The sequence below is a fragment of the Vibrio sp. 99-8-1 genome (assembly GCF_013114595.1).
Lineage (GTDB): Bacteria > Pseudomonadota > Gammaproteobacteria > Enterobacterales > Vibrionaceae > Vibrio.
Genome location: NZ_VTXE01000001.1, coordinates 184,954 through 201,540, shown reverse-complemented (window position 1 = coordinate 201,540; position 16,587 = coordinate 184,954). Strand labels below are relative to the sequence as shown.

Genomic DNA, 16,587 nt, shown 5'->3' with positions numbered 1-16,587 from the left:
AGGAAGAAGAAGAGCGCCAGATGTTGTTAGGGCTCGATAGTTAAATAAGCCCCCTTATAGGGGGCCAGTCAAAGCCACCTGCTCTGCAGGTGGATTATTTACTTAACTTGTCTGGAGAGGTTAGATGGTAAAGCGACCAACCAATTCAGAAAGTTGTTGCGCCTTATCGTTGAGTTGTTGGCTACCGTTGCGATTGTCGTTAGCAAGCTGGGCAGATTGATTACTTTGATTAGAGATCACTTCAACCCGTTCGGAAATCTCTTGCCCCACTTGGCTCTGTTCATCGGTAGCGGTCGCAATTAAAGCGTTCATTTCCAAAATCACATTAATGGATTGCTGAATCTTAGTTAATGCCGCTGCGGCAGAATTCGCTTCCTCTACGGTTTGTGAACTGCGTGAACGGCTTTTCTCCATGGTTTGAACCGCTGCATCAGACGCGGCTTTCAGTTGCTGAATCATCTCATGAATTTCAAGAGTACTCTCCTGAGTACGGCTAGCAAGCTTACGAACTTCATCTGCTACTACCGCAAATCCACGTCCTTGCTCGCCAGCACGGGCAGCCTCAATGGCAGCATTTAACGCCAGTAAGTTGGTTTGCTCGGCAATGTCCTGAATGACCTCTAGTGAGGTGGAAATGTTTTGTACATCCCCTTCTAACTGAGACACCACTTCATTGGCTTGTTCGACATCGTTGGCTAACGCTTCTACCGAAGTTGCAGCGGCGGTAACAATTCTCATCGCTTCAGAAGAGTTATCTTCGGCAGATTTAGCCGACTCTACCGCGTGTGATGCATTATCAGAAATAACGCTTGCCGTGGTTGTCATCTCGGTCATTGCTGCGGCAACCTGTTCGGTCTCTTCTCTTTGTCCTGATGCGAGCTGGTCAACCTGAGAAGCCCTCCCTGACATATCGGTTGTTTCACTGACGACCTCTTGGCTAACTTGACTGACGTTGCCGATGATCGACTGGAGGCTGGCGACAAACTTATTAAAATTGGTACTGAGCTGATTGAATTCAGGAATGGCAAAATTGTCCATTCGAGCCGTTAAGTCGGCGTCACCTGAAGCAAATGAGGCAATAGAACGGTCAAACATATTCAATGGGCGAATAATGCTTTGATTAACAATTACCGCGAAAATACCCACAAAAACAACGATTACAAGGGTTGCGATTGCTATGGTGATAAGTGCTGATTTGGCAAGCGCATCGGAGCCTTGTTCCATCTCTAACATCGCTTTATCGACACCATCGATATAGAAGCCTGTCCCCACAATCAGATCCCATTGTGGAACGTAGATGGAATAAGAGAGTTTTGGTGACGGTTTATCTTCACCAGGTTTTGGAAAATAGTAAGTCGTGTAACCGCCACCGTTTTTGGCTTGTTTAATAATGTCTTGCAGCAATAGGAATCCATTCACGTCTTTGAGATTCCAAAAACTATCTCCCAACCCTTTTTCACTTTGGCCTTGCAACAGTCTAATTGCCTTGGAGTCGTAACCAAAAAAGTAACCATTTTTACCGTACTTAATACTAAAAAGTGCAGCAATAGCTTCTTCACGTGTGGCGTTTCTGGCTTTCAATGGTGCAAGAACGGTATCTACGATATCAAGGTAGGATTTGAGCTCATCTTGTTTGCTTTGCATCATGCTGGCACGAGATGAAGTCATATGCCCATCATTCAGTTCTTTTAGCTCAGCGCGAGTAAAGTACATATTGCCTAAAGCAATCAGTAGTAGGGGCAAAATGGCAAGTATATATAAGCGTGCTTTTATTGTTAGGTTCATCTTATATCCTAATAACTTTCTTTTATTGTTATTAGTTTAGTCAAAAAGTACTAATTTTGACTAGTTACAGAAAATTTAGGACAAACAAATGAAGTAAATGAGATCTGAGTAGTTATTTAGTGAAAAAACAATATTATCACTAACAAACAAGGTGAAAATTAATGGAATAGTGCAGCAAAATTGACAGAATTGAATTGATAATTCTGCCAATTTTCAGTGAGTTTCATCGTATTGAGTTTTAGTTTGGCCGTTTTAGAGTGACTTTTCGTTATTACGCTGGTAATTAGGCAATAAATGACGATACAACACCGATCAAACCACCAAAGACTCCACCCCAAACAACTAACCAACCAAGATGTTGCTTAATCATGTCCTGTACCATCTCTTTGACCAGCTTAGGGGTCAGTTCGTTTAAGCGCTGATCGATTATATTTTCGATATTCACTTGAATCTCTTGCAGCATTTTTGGCTGCTCTAGTTGGTCTTTAAGAGCCGATTTAACTGAATCGCTCTGGCTTATTTCTACTACCGATTGTTGCATCTTCTCTACAAAGGGTTCTTTGAGAGGTTGCAAAGCTTCGGTTCCACCTACCATGGCCAACATACCACCGAAAGAGGAGTTAGCAATAACTTCCACTAATGAGTCGAAAGTCGGTTCAAAATCGATACTGTTCACGACAGGAGCTAAGTCAAGGGTGCTGCTACCAGCTAACTCTTGGTTCAGAAAGCGATCAATATTTTCGTTGGTAAAAAACTGCTCCATCATCAAAGTTTTAATCGCGGCTTTAAACTCTTCAAATCTTGCAGGTATAACACCAGAGCCGTACAGCCCGGGTATTTTTTCAAACAACATATGAACCGCTAACCAATTGGTTATTGCACCAGAAAAAGCAAACAAGCCAGCGTACAGTAAGATCTCTTGTTGAGTTTGATAGCCAATGGCTAGTATAAGCAGGGTAATAACATTGGTAACTAAGCTTTTATTCATTGTTTTAATTGATGAGAAGGTAATTTGTGAGCGAGATTTTAGAGAAGATACGCAAGGAAATAAAGCATTGAGGTTATTAAGTTCAAATTTGCAATAGACAGAGTAGATTTAGGCACCTCTATATGTTTTGAAATAACACATTTAAAATAGTCAAGATGGTGTTATTTCTGAGCAAGTTTATCTCATTCAAATCGCCGTGTATCTAGAACGATTATTAAGATAAGAAAATGGCTTGATCTTGGATTAGAGGAGGAATAAGATCATCTCGTTTCGAAGTGCTTATGCATAAATCCGTTCATTTAGCAGGAGATGCCGATCCGGAGTAACTAGACCTTTTTAAGGCGGGGATTCTGGAGCCTAGATAAATCGATTACAGAATATCAGTACACCAATAGACTCGACGTTATTTCTGTCGAGGAGTTTTATATACCATATACGTGTAGTTATGGGTGTGCTTGCTGTTTTGTAAAGGTCTATCTAAAAGATGGTTTCTTTTGCTTGGCATTCCCAACATATCTACTCTCTAAAGCTAGCCTTTATAACCAGTTATGCACCCCCTATATTAGGAGGCGGCATGCTAATTGAGCATGACATAAAAACTCAACTTTGTGAGTTCTCTCAGAAGTTGGGTTTGGTTACACCACAAAGAAACAATAAATCCAATAAAATCAGAAAGGTTGAGCAGATAATTGCGTTTTTGGAAGTGATTCATTCGCAAGTAAGAAAGTATTCTCACAAAAGGGAACTCGTGTTTGTTGATAGTGGCGCAGGTAACTGTTATCTGAGTTTTATCGTGTATTACTACTATCACTATGTAGTGCAGCGACCAGTTCGAATCCACTGTATTGATATCAATGAGGCATTGATGAACAAAAATCGCGACTTTGCTGAGTCAATTGGTTTCGTTCAAATGCATTTTCATACTGCCGATATTGAACAATATACGCATAACGGTCCCATTGATGTTGCGTACTCACTGCACGCTTGCGACATTGCGACCGACAAAGCTATGCTACTTGGGCTAAGAAATAATGCTAAGCACATCCTTTCTGTTTCATGTTGCCAACACAGCGTTAAAGGCAAAATGCAATCATATGTAAGCACTAGGGGATTAACCAAACATAGTGTTATTAAAGATCGGCTTCTTTACATGGTGTTAGATTCGATGAGAGCACTTCTATTAGAAATGCGATCTTATGATGTTGATGTGATTGAATTCGTATCTACCCGAGCTACAGATAAGAACTTAATGATCAGAGCGCATAAGAAACAACTTGTAAATGCCGATGCTATTTTCGGTCAATATAAACACCTTCGTAGTGCTTATAATCTTCGACCTTATTTGGAAGGGAAATTGGTTGAACTTGGATTAGTTTCATCATTCGATCAAACATCTAATTAACCGTTCTGTACGGACTGTTTTATTAGAGTGCAGTAGTTTTAAGACAGGAGTAGTTTTAGGACAGGCACATAAGTTGGTTGTTTGATGGAGCTACAACGATAGATAAGATAAAGGCCAAAAAGAGTGACTCTTTCTGGCCTTTAGTTGAACTAAGTGAGCGATTTACTGCTGACGAGAAAGCTCAGGTTGTTTCTCTTCTTCATGGTGGTCAAAGTGAATCTCTTCTTCCTCTTCACCAGCATGTGGGTCTTGAAAGCGTGTGATATCTAACTCGTTTTCTGACTTAGCAACAATACAGCTTACCGCGCTATCACCAGTAATATTGACTGCAGTACGGATCATATCGAGTAGACGGTCAACACCCATAATAAGCGCAATACCTTCTAGCGGCAGGCCTACTTGGTTTAACACCATAGCCAGCATGATCAAGCCAACACCGGGAACGCCGGCAGTACCAACTGATGCTAAAGTAGCAGTAAAGATGACGGTTAAGTAATCACCAATGGTTAAGTCAATATTAAACGCTTGAGCGATAAATGCAGTGGCTACCCCTTGCATTATCGCCGTACCATCCATATTTATCGTTGCGCCTAAAGGCACAGTGAATGACGCTACTTTATTGCTAACACCCAGACGGTGAGTTGCCGTTTCCATTGTAACTGGAATCGTTGCATTAGATGACGCCGTCGAGAATGCAAACATGACCGCATCTTTCATTTTTGTAAGGAAAGTAATCGGGTTTAGGTTTGCAAATGTTTTCAGCATAAAGCTGTAAGTAAGCAGTCCATGTATCAGTAACGTTGCAGCTAACACCACAAAGTATTCAGCTAGGTTGACGATAGCGCTTAGCCCTAAACCAGTAAATAGCTTAGACATTAGGAAGAATACGCCGTATGGAGCAATATTCATGAGTAACGCAACCAGCTTCATGATGACTTCGTTAAGCGCGCTAAACATTGACGCAACTTGTTCTCCGGCTTTACCAGATAAACTGATAGCAATACCGAACAAAATAGCGAACACAATAATTTGTAGCGTCTTGCCTTCTGCCATTGCGTTGATTGGGTTAGTCGGGAACATCTGAATAATGACGTCACCTAACGAAGGCGCTTCTTTTGCTACGAAGCTCCCTGCTGCCGTTAAGTCAGCACCTGCACCGGGTTGGAAGACTGAACCCATAAATAGTGCAAGGGAGATCGCAATTGCGGTCGTTGTGATATAAAACAGTAGTGTTTTACCGCCAAGACGGCCTAGTGTAGCAACATCCTTGAGAGAACTGGTTCCACAAACCAGTGAGACAAATACCAGCGGAACAACAAGCATTTTTAAGCTTGCAATAAAGATCTTTCCGCCTACATCTAAAAATCCATTTACCACATATGTGTCGATAAAAGCATTGCCATCGAAAAATGTTCGGATTGCTAATCCTGTGAGAATCCCAAATACCATCCCTAGAAGAACTCTATTTGTCAGAGACAGTTTTTTGTTATTTCCATCCATTATTTCACCTTAACATCTTATATTTCGGCCGAGCAGAGTACGGTAAATTTTTTGTTCCGACAATCTTGACATCTTTAGATTTATATATGTCAAAATGGCAAAAAATAGAGAATGTTTAGAAATTGTTAATGGGTTTTAGCAATTATATATCACAATGAACTGTAAAGTTTGACATGGCTCCCAAGTGTTAATTTGCCTAATAATCAAAAGGTTAGTGAGTATTGTGGTTTGGGTCTTTTCTGTTGGTGATTTTTTGTTCGTTTTGGCGTTATTAATGACTGATTAACACGTTTTTACAGATGTCATGTTTCTGTAATGAGGTGAAATAATGTGACCTAGGTTAACTTTGTATATACATGGTTGACAAAAAATAACCAACAAAACGCAGTTGTTCCTAGCAAAACCTTATTCAAAAGCATGAATATAAAGCAAAAAACAGGGGTTTTTTAGTTAGCTGGTAAGGTCAAGTGTTTTGATTATGAAAAAAAATCAATGAATCAATCGAATAAATTATGGTAAACAGATCTATTAAGTTACCGGTAACAGCGTTAAGATGATTGCGGACTGTTGACCTTGTTCAAGCCGATTTTCGATTGGACAATGCTAGTGGCTTAAAGATCAACAGACCGTAGCGATTTGAGTATAGAGCTCTTGTTAGGTCTTTATTGAAACCTTGGAAAAGATGCACGATTTACTGTGTGAGAAAAATATGAAAAATTTAGAAAGTACAGTTAGTCCAGATATCAACACTCAGGACAGCAATTCATCGGAAAGCAATACATCAGAAAGCAATACGCCAGATAATAATGTCATTGTTATATTTGGTGCTTCTGGTGATCTGACGCACCGAAAACTTATTCCTGCTTTATATCATTTATATTCTAATAATATGCTACCAGAAGATTTTGCTGTGTTGGGTGTGAGCCGAACGGTGTTCAGTGATGAACAGTTCCAGCAGAAAATGATGCAAGCATTGGTTGAAAATGAGCAAGTAGAGCAGCAAGCAGTAGAAGCTTTCTGTCAGCACCTTTATTATCAACCGCTAAATACTTCAGATGTTGATGAGTATGCTAACCTCAAATCTCGTTTAGCGGATCTGCATCAGCAGCACAATACCGGTGGCAATACGGTCTATTACCTATCCACGCCACCGAGCCTTTATGGTGTTATACCTCAATGTTTAGCTGCTCATGGCCTTAATGAAGAAGTGCAAGGCTGGAAAAATCTGATTGTCGAAAAACCGTTTGGCTACGATTTGGCATCAGCAAAAGAGTTAGATCAACAAATTCATAACTGCTTTCAAGAACATCAAATCTATCGCATTGACCACTATCTAGGGAAAGAGACAGTACAGAACTTATTAGTCCTTCGTTTCTCTAACGCGATGTTTGAACCGCTATGGAATCGCAATTACATCGACCACGTAGAAATTACCGCTGCTGAGTTTCTTGGGGTAGAAGAGCGAGGGGGATATTACGATGGCGCTGGCGCTGTAAGAGATATGTTCCAGAATCATCTATTACAAGTGTTGGCTATGGTAGGAATGGAACCTCCATCGGTCATTAATGCGGACTCAATGCGCGATGAAGCAGTAAAAGTGATGCAATGCTTTAGACCGCTTACCGACGACGATCTACAAAAGAACCTTGTACTAGGGCAGTACACTAACTCTTACGTTCGGGGTGAAGACTTGCTGGGATATAGAGATGAACCCGGTGTAGCCGAAGATTCAAGAACAGAGACCTATGTAGGGTTAAAGATGTTTATTGATAACTGGCGCTGGAACGGTGTGCCTTTTTATGTTCGCACAGGCAAAAGATTACCAACCCGAGTCACAGAAGTGGTGATTCACTTTAAGAAAACACCTCATCCCGTTTTTGGTGTCAATGCACCGGAGAACAAACTGATTATTCGTATTCAGCCAGATGAAGGGATATTAATGAGTTTTGGGCTTAAAGAGCCTGGTGCCGGCTTTAAAGCGAAAGAAGTGTCAATGGACTTCCGTTACAACGAGCTGGAAGAGACCAATATGCTAACCGCTTATGAGCGCCTGATTCTTGATTGCATGAAGAGTGATGCCACTCTGTTTGCTCGTACCGATGCGGTAACCGCGTGTTGGCAGTTTGTTGAGCCTATTCTTAAGCACAAAGAAAACCCAGAACACCTATTTGGCTATGCGGCGGGTACGTGGGGACCAAAAGAAGCCGATGATTTGCTTAAAGATGACGGTCGCGATTGGCGTTTCCCATGTAAAAACTTAACTAATACCGAATACTGCGAGTTATAACCATGAACTATCAACTATTTGAGACTGCTGAAAAAGTAATCGAAACCTTAGCGAACTCCTTGCTGCGTTATAGCCAGCAAGGACGAGCTGTTCACATCTCTCTTTCTGGAGGCAGTACGCCTAAACAGCTGTTTGCGAGTCTGGCTTCTTCACCTTATGCCGAAAAAATTCAGTGGCAAAATCTCCATTTTTGGTGGGGAGATGAACGTTGTGTTGCGCCAAATGATCCTGAAAGCAATTATGGTGACGCAAACCATCTGCTGTTTCAGCACATTAATATTCCAGCAGAGAACATACACCGTATCTTAGGTGAAAATGATCCAGAGCAAGAGGCCATTCGTTTCGCCGATGAGATGACACAAGTGATTCCGGCAAAACGTGGATTACCCGCTTTTGATTGGATAGTGCTAGGAATGGGAACCGACGGGCATACCGCGTCTCTGTTTCCCAACCAAACTAATTTCGATGAACCTGCACTAACACTGGTCGCGTCGCACCCTGAGAGTGGGCAACTTCGAGTATCGAAATCCGCTCGTTTATTAGCGAATGCAGAACGTATTACCTACTTAGTCTTGGGAGAAAGCAAGGCGAAAGTAGTACAACAAATTCAACAGCAGCCAGCGGATGCGCTTCCGTATCCGGCTGCAAAAATTGTATCTAGCCACGGTCAAACAGAGTGGTACTTAGATTCACAGGCAGCAAGCTTGCTTGTAAAAGGAGAGAAATAATGAAAGGTGATATTGGTGTAATTGGTTTGGCTGTTATGGGGCAAAACCTGATACTGAATATGAATGATCACGGTTTTAACGTTGTGGCGTTTAACCGCACTGTATCTAAAGTCGATGAGTTTTTGCAAGGAGCAGCGAAAGGAACCAATGTTATCGGTGCCTCTTCAATGGAAGATCTTGTTTCCAAGTTGCAGACTCCACGAAAAATAATGCTAATGGTCAGAGCTGGCGATGTGGTTGATCACTTTATTGACGCACTCGTTCCTTTGCTAGATAAAGGTGACATCATTATAGATGGTGGTAACTCAAATTATCCTGATACAAATCGCCGTGTTGCCGCTTTGGAACAACAAGGTATCTACTATGTTGGTACTGGTGTATCGGGTGGCGAAGAAGGTGCTCGATTTGGTCCTTCTATTATGCCGGGTGGTTCAGAAGAGGCATGGCCAGCAGTTAAGCCTATATTCCAAGCGATATCGGCAAAGACTGAAGATGGTGAAGCCTGTTGTGATTGGGTAGGTCGAGATGGATCTGGTCACTTTGTTAAGATGGTGCACAACGGTATCGAGTACGGTGATATGCAGCTTATTAGTGAAGCATACCACTTTATGAAAGAAGGCCTTGGTTTGTCTCATGATGAGATGCAGAGCATTTTTGAACAGTGGAAATCCACAGAGCTAGACAGCTATTTAATCGATATCACCACGGATATTTTAGGCCACAAAGATGAAGATGGTGAGCCGCTGGTGGAGAAAATACTCGATACAGCAGGGCAAAAAGGCACCGGTAAATGGACCGGTATTAACGCTCTTGATCTTGGTATTCCATTAACGTTAATCACGGAGTCAGTATTTGCTCGCTGTTTGTCGGCATTGAAAGATCAGCGTGTTGAAGCAGAAGTAGAATTTGCAAAAACCATTCAGCCTATTGAAGGGGATAAACAACAGTGGATCGAAGCGGTACGTCAAGCGCTACTCGCCTCTAAGATTATCTCCTACGCGCAAGGTTTTATGTTGATTCGTGAAGCATCAGAAGAGAACGATTGGTCACTTAATTATGGTAGTGTGGCCTTAATGTGGCGTGGCGGTTGTATCATCCGTAGTGCATTTCTTGGTAATATTCGTGATGCTTATCAAGCCAATCCAGAGATTAAATTCCTCGGGTCAGATCCTTACTTTAAAGATATCTTGCAATCAAGCTTACCGGCATGGCGTAAAGTCGCAGCTAAATCTTTAGAGATCGGCCTGCCTATGCCAACAATGACCTCAGCGTTAACCTTCCTAGATGGTTACACCACTGCAAGGTTGCCAGCAAATATGTTGCAAGCACAACGTGACTATTTTGGTGCACATACATATGAACGTATCGACCAGCCTAGAGGCCAGTTCTTCCATACTAATTGGACGGGCACTGGCGGCGATACCGCATCAACAACGTATGACGTATAGGTAAAATTGCTCAGGGTAAAGGCGGTCATTTGATCGCCTTTTTGTTATATTGCGTCTGCTATTTGCCTACGGTGACATTGGTAAGCCAGATAGCGAAAAACCGATAAATATTTGCAGAACTAGTAGAGAGTGCATAAGTAATGAGCAGCGACCATTTTAAAGGTAAGTTCGAAGTTGAGTTGAAGTATCGTTTACCATCGCGAGAGGCGTTTTTGAAGCAACTACACTCTATGGATTACCAAACCATGCTGGAAGACAACATAGAGTCGGACTGCTATTTCGATACTGCGGATAAGCAGTTACTCATGGAGAATAAAAGCCTTTGTATTCGAGAAATGGAACCGTCCGGCATTAAGCTATGGATTGTTAAAGGACCAGAAGTGGACCGTTGTGAAGCGAACAATATAACAGATGCAAAGATGGCAAGAAGCATGCTCAAAACCATGGGGTTCGATTGTGTATTACAGATGAAGAAACAGCGAAGTATTTACTTTATTGGTGAATTTCATCTCACTTTAGATCAGTTGCCTGGAGTAGGGGATTTTGCCGAGTTTGCCATAATGACCGACGATGAAACGCGGTTAGAGCAATACAGAGCTGAGCTCATCGATCTTGCTCGTCGTTTTCAGTTGGAGAGTGTCAATTTGGAGCATAAATCATATCGAACCCTCTTTACAGAGTACGCAGAAGCGGCAAAAACCAAATGATATAAATATGGTCGCTAATAGCGATATTTATCAAACACAGCGTCAATAAAACCGTCTTTTTTCATCTCTTCCATATTTAAATTGATCTGTCGGATATAACGTTTTGGAACTCGATCTTTATTAAATAGCATGTAAGTTGGCCAAGTAAGTACCACCATATTCTCTGTTGGTATGTCAGGCCGTTTGATAATGTCGATTCTATTTTGTAAGTTATTTTTTTTGATGTAATGCATAACAGGTAGATAGTCGCCAACCAACATATCGACTCTGTTGGCTAATAGCATATCGATGCTCTGCTGAGTGGACTTACTCTGTTCAACTCTAAGAAAATTATTATTATCAATGGATTGACGCAATTTTCCTGAGCCGTATAAGTAACCTAAACGTACCGCAATGGAGTAGTTTTCAACATTATCAAAGTTGGAATTAACCGTAATATCATCATTTCTTCTTTTAAACAGGACATATTTTTGCAAAATGAGCGTGGTGTCTACATAGTGCCCCCACTCTTGTCTCGCTTGATTTTTCCCTGCATTAAATAAAATATCATTATGTCCATTTTCTACTGAATAGACGGCTCTTTTCCAAGGAAAGAAATGAAACTCTAGATGCTCAACTCCTGTTCTTTTTACCGCTTCTTGAATGATTTCTACAGCAATACCATGGGGTTCACCATCAACGGTGTATTCATAGGGTGGATACTCTAGTGTCGCGGCGCTAAGGGATTTAGGCATAATGTTAGAGGAAGCAGAGGCGGTTGCCGCACAATAGATAACAGAGAATAGTAAAACATTTATTATGTAAGTCAGTCTAGGGAGAGAGAATGTCTTGTGCCTTAACATCGAGGAATTAGCCTAACTTTATAAAGGATTACAAAGTATTGATGCTAATGATGGTTAGGTCAACCATTTGATATAGGCTGCAGCTCTCAAAAAAGAAAATTTTAATTGGCATCAATGAGTTATCTTCAAGAGAGCATTCGGTAAAAAGAGGCGCGTTTTAAAGGCCGTAAAATAGAAATGCGGTTCATACGGTGGTGATAATGTCAGTTACCACCACGCAGGCGTATTAAACGGTATGGCAGAACTAGCAGATTATCCGCAACATTTTTTGTACTTCTTCCCACTGCCACATAAACATGGTTCATTGCGGTTTGGCGTTTTCTCATTCGTTACGGTTTTGGGTTTGCTTAACACAGTATCTAACTCAATAGTGTTCTCTGCTTGCGTATCGTCAACAGTAATATCTACAGCAATGGCATGTTCTGCTGCGATCGCTTCAATCTCTTGTTTGCGAGTTTCTGTTTGAACCGTTACCGCGACCGGCGCTTCGTCAGATCCGGCCTTTACATCGCGCTTAACGTTGTAACCAGACATGACATGGTTTTGTCTTGTTTCGATTCGACCTTTAAAGAACATTTTAGACATTGAGTACTTATTTCCAATAGCGTTGGTGGGTTAGAGGCGTGGATTATATACTCAAGTGACCTCAAGATGCTTGTTCAGCGAGAATTTATTGGTTGCTGATCAAGGCACTGATTTGAAGGCATCGTCATTCTACGGAAAGAAATTGATGAAACAGAGTCGTAAACAAGGAGCGGTACAGCATTAGTCAACCCTTATGGCTATTGATAGCACACCGATACTCTCTTGCTGGATAAGCGCAAAATCTGCTTGGCTTCACACTTTACTCATGCACTACTTTGTATCACAAATAATAGCTGCTATTTTTATCTTCAAAATAATGAGGATTAATATTTGTGGCAGTGAAGTATATAAATAAAGAAGGCACAGCGATCATGAGTGTTGCTCAGTACTTAATGACAACCTCGGAAGGTGACCGCTTGCGAACCATTGATTCTCTGTCTGAAGAGTTTTTTGTTTCTGTAGGGTTTATCCAAAAGGCGCTGACAACGATTGAACAGCGAGGCGCGGTTGTTTTATCTAAACAGGGACGCAATGGCACCTTTATTACTCAACTTAACTTTCGAGAGCTGGTTTCTTGCGCTGGAATTAGTAATGTTGTGTGTGCGATGCCGTTGCCTTATACACGCCACTACGAAGGCCTAGCAAGTGGGCTTAAAGCTCAACTTGGGGACTTACCTTTGTATTTTGCTCATATGAGAGGGGCAAGTGTTAGAGCGGAATGTTTACGCAGCGGTACTTATGATATCGCGATAATGTCAAAACTGGCGGCAAGGGAGCTTGCAAGTGGATTAGTGACTGCTATTGATTTAGGGCCACGTTCCTATTCTCATGAACATCGACTTATTTACAAAGAAGGCTGCTATGATGCAATTCGTCGTGTAGGGGTTGATCCAGATTCACCGGATCAGAAGATCCTCACTAACCAAGCATTTCAAGGTAAGGAAATAGACATTGTCGAGATTCACTACGGCGAGAGTTTAACCCACTTAACCAATGGTGATATTGATGCAGTTGTTTGGTTACCAGAAGCGATAGAAATGGAAAAATACGGGCTTGTCGAAAAATCGCTCAGTGACATGCCTGCCTGTCGCGATGCGTCAGAGGCGGTAATGTTGGTCAACGGTGAGTCAACACAGATAATCACCGTGCTGAGACAGTTACTTAAGCTGAGCCAACTGTTAAAACATCAACGGGACGTTGTTGATGAAAAAATAATTCCAAGTTATTGATGGTGAGAATAGTGACTATTCACGATGAGGAACAATAATGAAACAAAGATTTGAACTGTTGCTGCAAACGCAAGTGATCAGTCAGCGCGCCTACGACGGTTGTTTGCGAGTGTTGCAGTTACTCGATGATGAACTTGGTGTACCACATGATAATGAGCAATATCAGATGGTGTTGACGCATTTAGCTCGGGCGGCAGACCGCATTTGGCAAAATAACACCATTGCTCAAGGGCTGGACGCAGACATTTTACAAGAGATATATGATGATGATTTTAAAAGAACATCATTACTGCACCAAAAAACACTGAAGCTGATGGGGTTAGAGTCGGTTTCGGAGCAAGAAGAGAGCTATATGTTAGCGAATATATATTCTCTCTGTCAGTTAACCTTGTCAGCTTCAGTTCAGGAGTCATTATGATTGATCGCAGTGGGTACACTTATTGCCATGAACATTTACATATTGATCTATCTGAGCAGAAAGAAAACATTGACTGCCGTCTAGATCAATACCAGTTGTTGTGTGATGAAATGCGAGATCTGCAAGCGCATGGAGTGCGGAATATCGTAGAGGTAACTAACTTTTATATGGGCAGAAATCCTCATTTTATTGAAAATTTAATCAGAGATACTGGCATTAATGTTTTGCTCTCCACGGGTTACTACATCGAAGGTTTTTTCCCGCCAGAGCTGTACCAAATGAGTGTGGCAGATATTGCCGCTACCATGATTAAAGAAATAGACGTTGGCATTGAGCACACGTCGCTAAAAGCCAGTGTTATCGGAGAAATTGGCAGCAGTGAAAACGGCTTTAGTGAAACTGAGAAAAACGTATTTCGTGCCGCCGCGATGGCACAACTAGAAACAGGTAAGCCAATCTCCACTCATCAATCGATGAGTACCATGGGAAGGGCACAAATCGAGTTATTGAAAAGTTGTGGCGCTTCATTAGAAAAAGTCACCATTGGCCACTGCGATTTACGTGACAATTTGGATGACCTCTTATGGATGCTGGATCAAGGGTGCTATGTCCAGTTCGATACCATCGGAAAAAACAGTTACTACCCCGATTCTTGTCGTGCTCAGACATTGCAGACCTTGTGTGAGAGAGGCTACTCATCTCAACTGATGTTATCAATGGATATAACCCGTCGGTCACATTTAAAAGCGAATGGAGGGCTCGGGTTCAGTTACTTAATTGATCAGTTTGTTCCTCTATTAAAACGTTATGGAGTAAGTGAACAACACATTGAATTGATGCTAAAGGAAAACCCTGCCCGTTTATTTGGTTAAACAGCAGATATGCCTATTAAAGAAGAAGGATAAATCATGAAAAAAATCGCTATCGCCGGTCTGCAAAGAGAGCAGATCAGAGATCAGTTAGAAGCAGCAGAACCGGGAGTATTTGAATGCCATATTTTGACGGATATGGATGCCGCATTAAAGGTGAAATCCGGAGAGGTGGATTACTTTATTGGCTGCTGTAATACCGGAGCGGGTGGGGCGCTTGCAATGGCCATTGCCATTATCGGTTTTGATCAATGTTGCACTATCGCTAAGCCCTCAATCCAAGCTAAACCAGAACAAGTTGCGCAATATATAGAAAGTGGATGCATTGCGTTTGGATTATCACTAGAACATGTTGAGCACGCGGTCCCTATGCTTGCTGGCATGCTCGCAGATAAATAGGAAACACCATGGATATTATGCATATAGGACTTGTTGCGGCTTTGTGCGCAATGACCGCGTTAATTGCCAATATGAGTGCGGCGGTATTTCATGATGGGATTCGCCCCGTTTTACCTCAACTGTTTGAAGGGAACATGACTCGTCGCGATGCAGGGTCTGTTGCTTTTGGTCTCTCCATTGGCTTTGTCGCTTCAGTTGGCATCTCATTTACTCTTTCTACTGGCTTACTCAATCCTTGGTTACTATTTTTGCCAACGGATATTTTGGGGGTAATGATTGGCAGCCGATGGCTGGCAGCGGCTGCGGGGGGGTTATGGGGAGTGTTGGTCGTCACTTCATTAGCGGCAGTCAATACAGTATTGACGGGGTTGCCTGTTGATGCGTTAGGAGCATTAGGTGAACTGGGTACACCGGTCATGTCTGCATTCGCTCTATTTCCGTTACTGGCTATCTTCTATCAATTTGGTTGGCGATCCGGTGCGATTGCCGCTGTTGTTATTCTGTTCTCACGTTTGATGGTGATAAAGTTTACTGGAATATACCCCGAATCGATCCAAATATTTGCTGGCATGCTGATGCTGGTGTTCTTTGCCATACGAAAAGATCTCTCTGACCGAAAACAGGGAATTGAAGCGCCCGATATGTCAGGACTGCACAGTTTGTTTGAAGAGCGGACCAAACGTATCGTCAAGCACCTGCCGTTTTTAGCCGTCACGGGCGCGCTGATTGCTGCGGTATCTAACGGGGGTATTTTTGCAGGTTCAGAGGTGTCGATTTACGCTCTGGCTGATGCGTATAAATTGACGGACCCTGCTGCGCATGATGCTGCGATGAAGCAGGTCGCTTTATCCGAATTTATGCGTGGTCTTGGCTTTATTCCTCTCATTGCGACCACTGCATTGGCTACCGGTGTATATGGTGTTGTGGGTATGACATTTGTATTTGTTGTGGGGTATTTGTCTCCTAACATACCTGTGGCGGCAGTTTTGGGTGCGATAACCATTTGTGCAGAAGTATTTTTGTTACGTGGTATTGGTCGATTCTTAGAACAATTCCCTTCAATTCGAAACGCGTCGGATAATATCCGAAATTCAATGAATACGTTAATGGAGTTTGCCTTATTAATTGGTGGTGTATTAGCCGTAATGAAAATGGGATCAACAACGGGGTTCACCATATTCGCAATGCTATTTTTCCTTAACGAAGTGATGGGACGACCTGTTCTGAAAATAGCGGCACCAGCGGTTGCTGCGATATTAACGGGAATAGTATTGAATGTTTTACATGTGGTTGGTTTATTCGCCATCTAATTATTAACGGTCACTAAAAAATAGCTAAGCTGACTTCAGTTTTAATTAACCACTAATACAACACGCTAATGTTCGTTATTAACTGTATGC

The 16,587-nt window shown here is 42.0% G+C and carries 15 protein-coding genes; 10 read left to right on the top strand and 5 right to left on the bottom strand.

From position 1 onward, the window contains the following. Nucleotides 1-120: 120 nt before the first annotated feature. On the bottom strand, nt 121-1,785 hold the full coding sequence (locus F0227_RS00875) for a methyl-accepting chemotaxis protein (RefSeq protein WP_171751259.1): 1,665 nt from the start codon (nt 1,783-1,785) through the stop codon (nt 121-123). Nucleotides 1,786-2,068: 283 nt separating this feature from the next. After that, on the bottom strand, nt 2,069-2,773 hold the full coding sequence (locus F0227_RS00870; protein WP_171751258.1) for a DUF445 domain-containing protein: 705 nt from the start codon (nt 2,771-2,773) through the stop codon (nt 2,069-2,071). Between the two features lie 574 nt (nt 2,774-3,347). Here F0227_RS00870 and F0227_RS00865 point away from each other — a divergent pair. Beyond that, the gene (locus F0227_RS00865) at nt 3,348-4,175 is read left to right on the top strand and encodes an SAM-dependent methyltransferase (protein ID WP_171751257.1); all 828 of its coding nucleotides are present in this window, start codon (nt 3,348-3,350) and stop codon (nt 4,173-4,175) included. 162 nt (nt 4,176-4,337) lie between these two features. On the opposite strand, the gene F0227_RS00860 is transcribed toward F0227_RS00865, so the two are convergent. After that, a complete protein-coding gene (locus tag F0227_RS00860) occupies nt 4,338-5,675 on the bottom strand; it encodes a dicarboxylate/amino acid:cation symporter (RefSeq protein ID WP_171751256.1) in 1,338 nt (445 codons plus the stop codon). A 709-nt stretch (nt 5,676-6,384) separates the two neighbouring features. Between F0227_RS00860 and zwf the strand changes: the two genes are divergently transcribed. From zwf to cyaB, 4 genes are all read left to right on the top strand, one after another. Continuing rightward, nucleotides 6,385-7,962, top strand: coding sequence for a glucose-6-phosphate dehydrogenase (gene zwf, locus F0227_RS00855; protein ID WP_171751255.1), 1,578 nt, complete (start codon nt 6,385-6,387; stop codon nt 7,960-7,962). Between the two features lie 2 nt (nt 7,963-7,964). Further along, nucleotides 7,965-8,690: a 6-phosphogluconolactonase gene (pgl, locus tag F0227_RS00850; RefSeq protein WP_171751254.1), complete on the top strand. Its 726-nt coding sequence runs from the start codon at nt 7,965-7,967 to the stop codon at nt 8,688-8,690. After that, nucleotides 8,690-10,138: a decarboxylating NADP(+)-dependent phosphogluconate dehydrogenase gene (gnd, locus tag F0227_RS00845; protein ID WP_171751253.1), complete on the top strand. Its 1,449-nt coding sequence runs from the start codon at nt 8,690-8,692 to the stop codon at nt 10,136-10,138. The genes pgl and gnd overlap by 1 nt, the downstream gene beginning before the upstream one ends. Nucleotides 10,139-10,278: 140 nt before the next feature. Further along, on the top strand, nt 10,279-10,845 hold the full coding sequence (gene cyaB / locus F0227_RS00840) for a class IV adenylate cyclase (protein WP_171751252.1): 567 nt from the start codon (nt 10,279-10,281) through the stop codon (nt 10,843-10,845). Nucleotides 10,846-10,859: 14 nt separating this feature from the next. On the opposite strand, the gene F0227_RS00835 is transcribed toward cyaB, so the two are convergent. Together F0227_RS00835 and F0227_RS00830 are read right to left on the bottom strand one after the other, a co-directional pair. Next, on the bottom strand, nt 10,860-11,687 hold the full coding sequence (locus F0227_RS00835) for a transporter substrate-binding domain-containing protein (RefSeq protein WP_171751251.1): 828 nt from the start codon (nt 11,685-11,687) through the stop codon (nt 10,860-10,862). 252 nt (nt 11,688-11,939) lie between these two features. Then, nucleotides 11,940-12,272 (bottom strand): PBPRA1643 family SWIM/SEC-C metal-binding motif protein, encoded by a 333-nt coding sequence (locus F0227_RS00830; RefSeq protein WP_171751250.1) that lies wholly within the window; start codon nt 12,270-12,272, stop codon nt 11,940-11,942. A gap of 332 nt (nt 12,273-12,604) precedes the next feature. Between F0227_RS00830 and yhfZ the strand changes: the two genes are divergently transcribed. The 5 genes from yhfZ to F0227_RS00805 are packed head-to-tail and all read left to right on the top strand — an operon-like array spanning nt 12,605 to nt 16,497. Continuing rightward, nucleotides 12,605-13,501, top strand: coding sequence for a GntR family transcriptional regulator YhfZ (gene yhfZ, locus F0227_RS00825; RefSeq protein ID WP_171751249.1), 897 nt, complete (start codon nt 12,605-12,607; stop codon nt 13,499-13,501). Nucleotides 13,502-13,538: 37 nt separating this feature from the next. After that, nucleotides 13,539-13,919, top strand: a complete 381-nt coding sequence (locus F0227_RS00820; protein ID WP_171751248.1) for a hypothetical protein — start codon at nt 13,539-13,541, stop codon at nt 13,917-13,919. Beyond that, nucleotides 13,916-14,791 (top strand): phosphotriesterase-related protein, encoded by an 876-nt coding sequence (locus tag F0227_RS00815; protein WP_171751247.1) that lies wholly within the window; start codon nt 13,916-13,918, stop codon nt 14,789-14,791. Before F0227_RS00820 ends, F0227_RS00815 begins: the two co-directional genes overlap by 4 nt. 36 nt (nt 14,792-14,827) lie before the next feature. Continuing rightward, the gene (locus F0227_RS00810; protein ID WP_171751246.1) at nt 14,828-15,187 is read left to right on the top strand and encodes a DUF2620 domain-containing protein; all 360 of its coding nucleotides are present in this window, start codon (nt 14,828-14,830) and stop codon (nt 15,185-15,187) included. Between the two features lie 8 nt (nt 15,188-15,195). Continuing rightward, nucleotides 15,196-16,497 carry a YhfT family protein gene (locus F0227_RS00805; protein ID WP_171751245.1) on the top strand — a complete coding sequence of 434 codons (1,302 nt, stop codon included), beginning with the start codon at nt 15,196-15,198 and terminating at the stop codon, nt 16,495-16,497. Nucleotides 16,498-16,587: the final 90 nt, after the last annotated feature.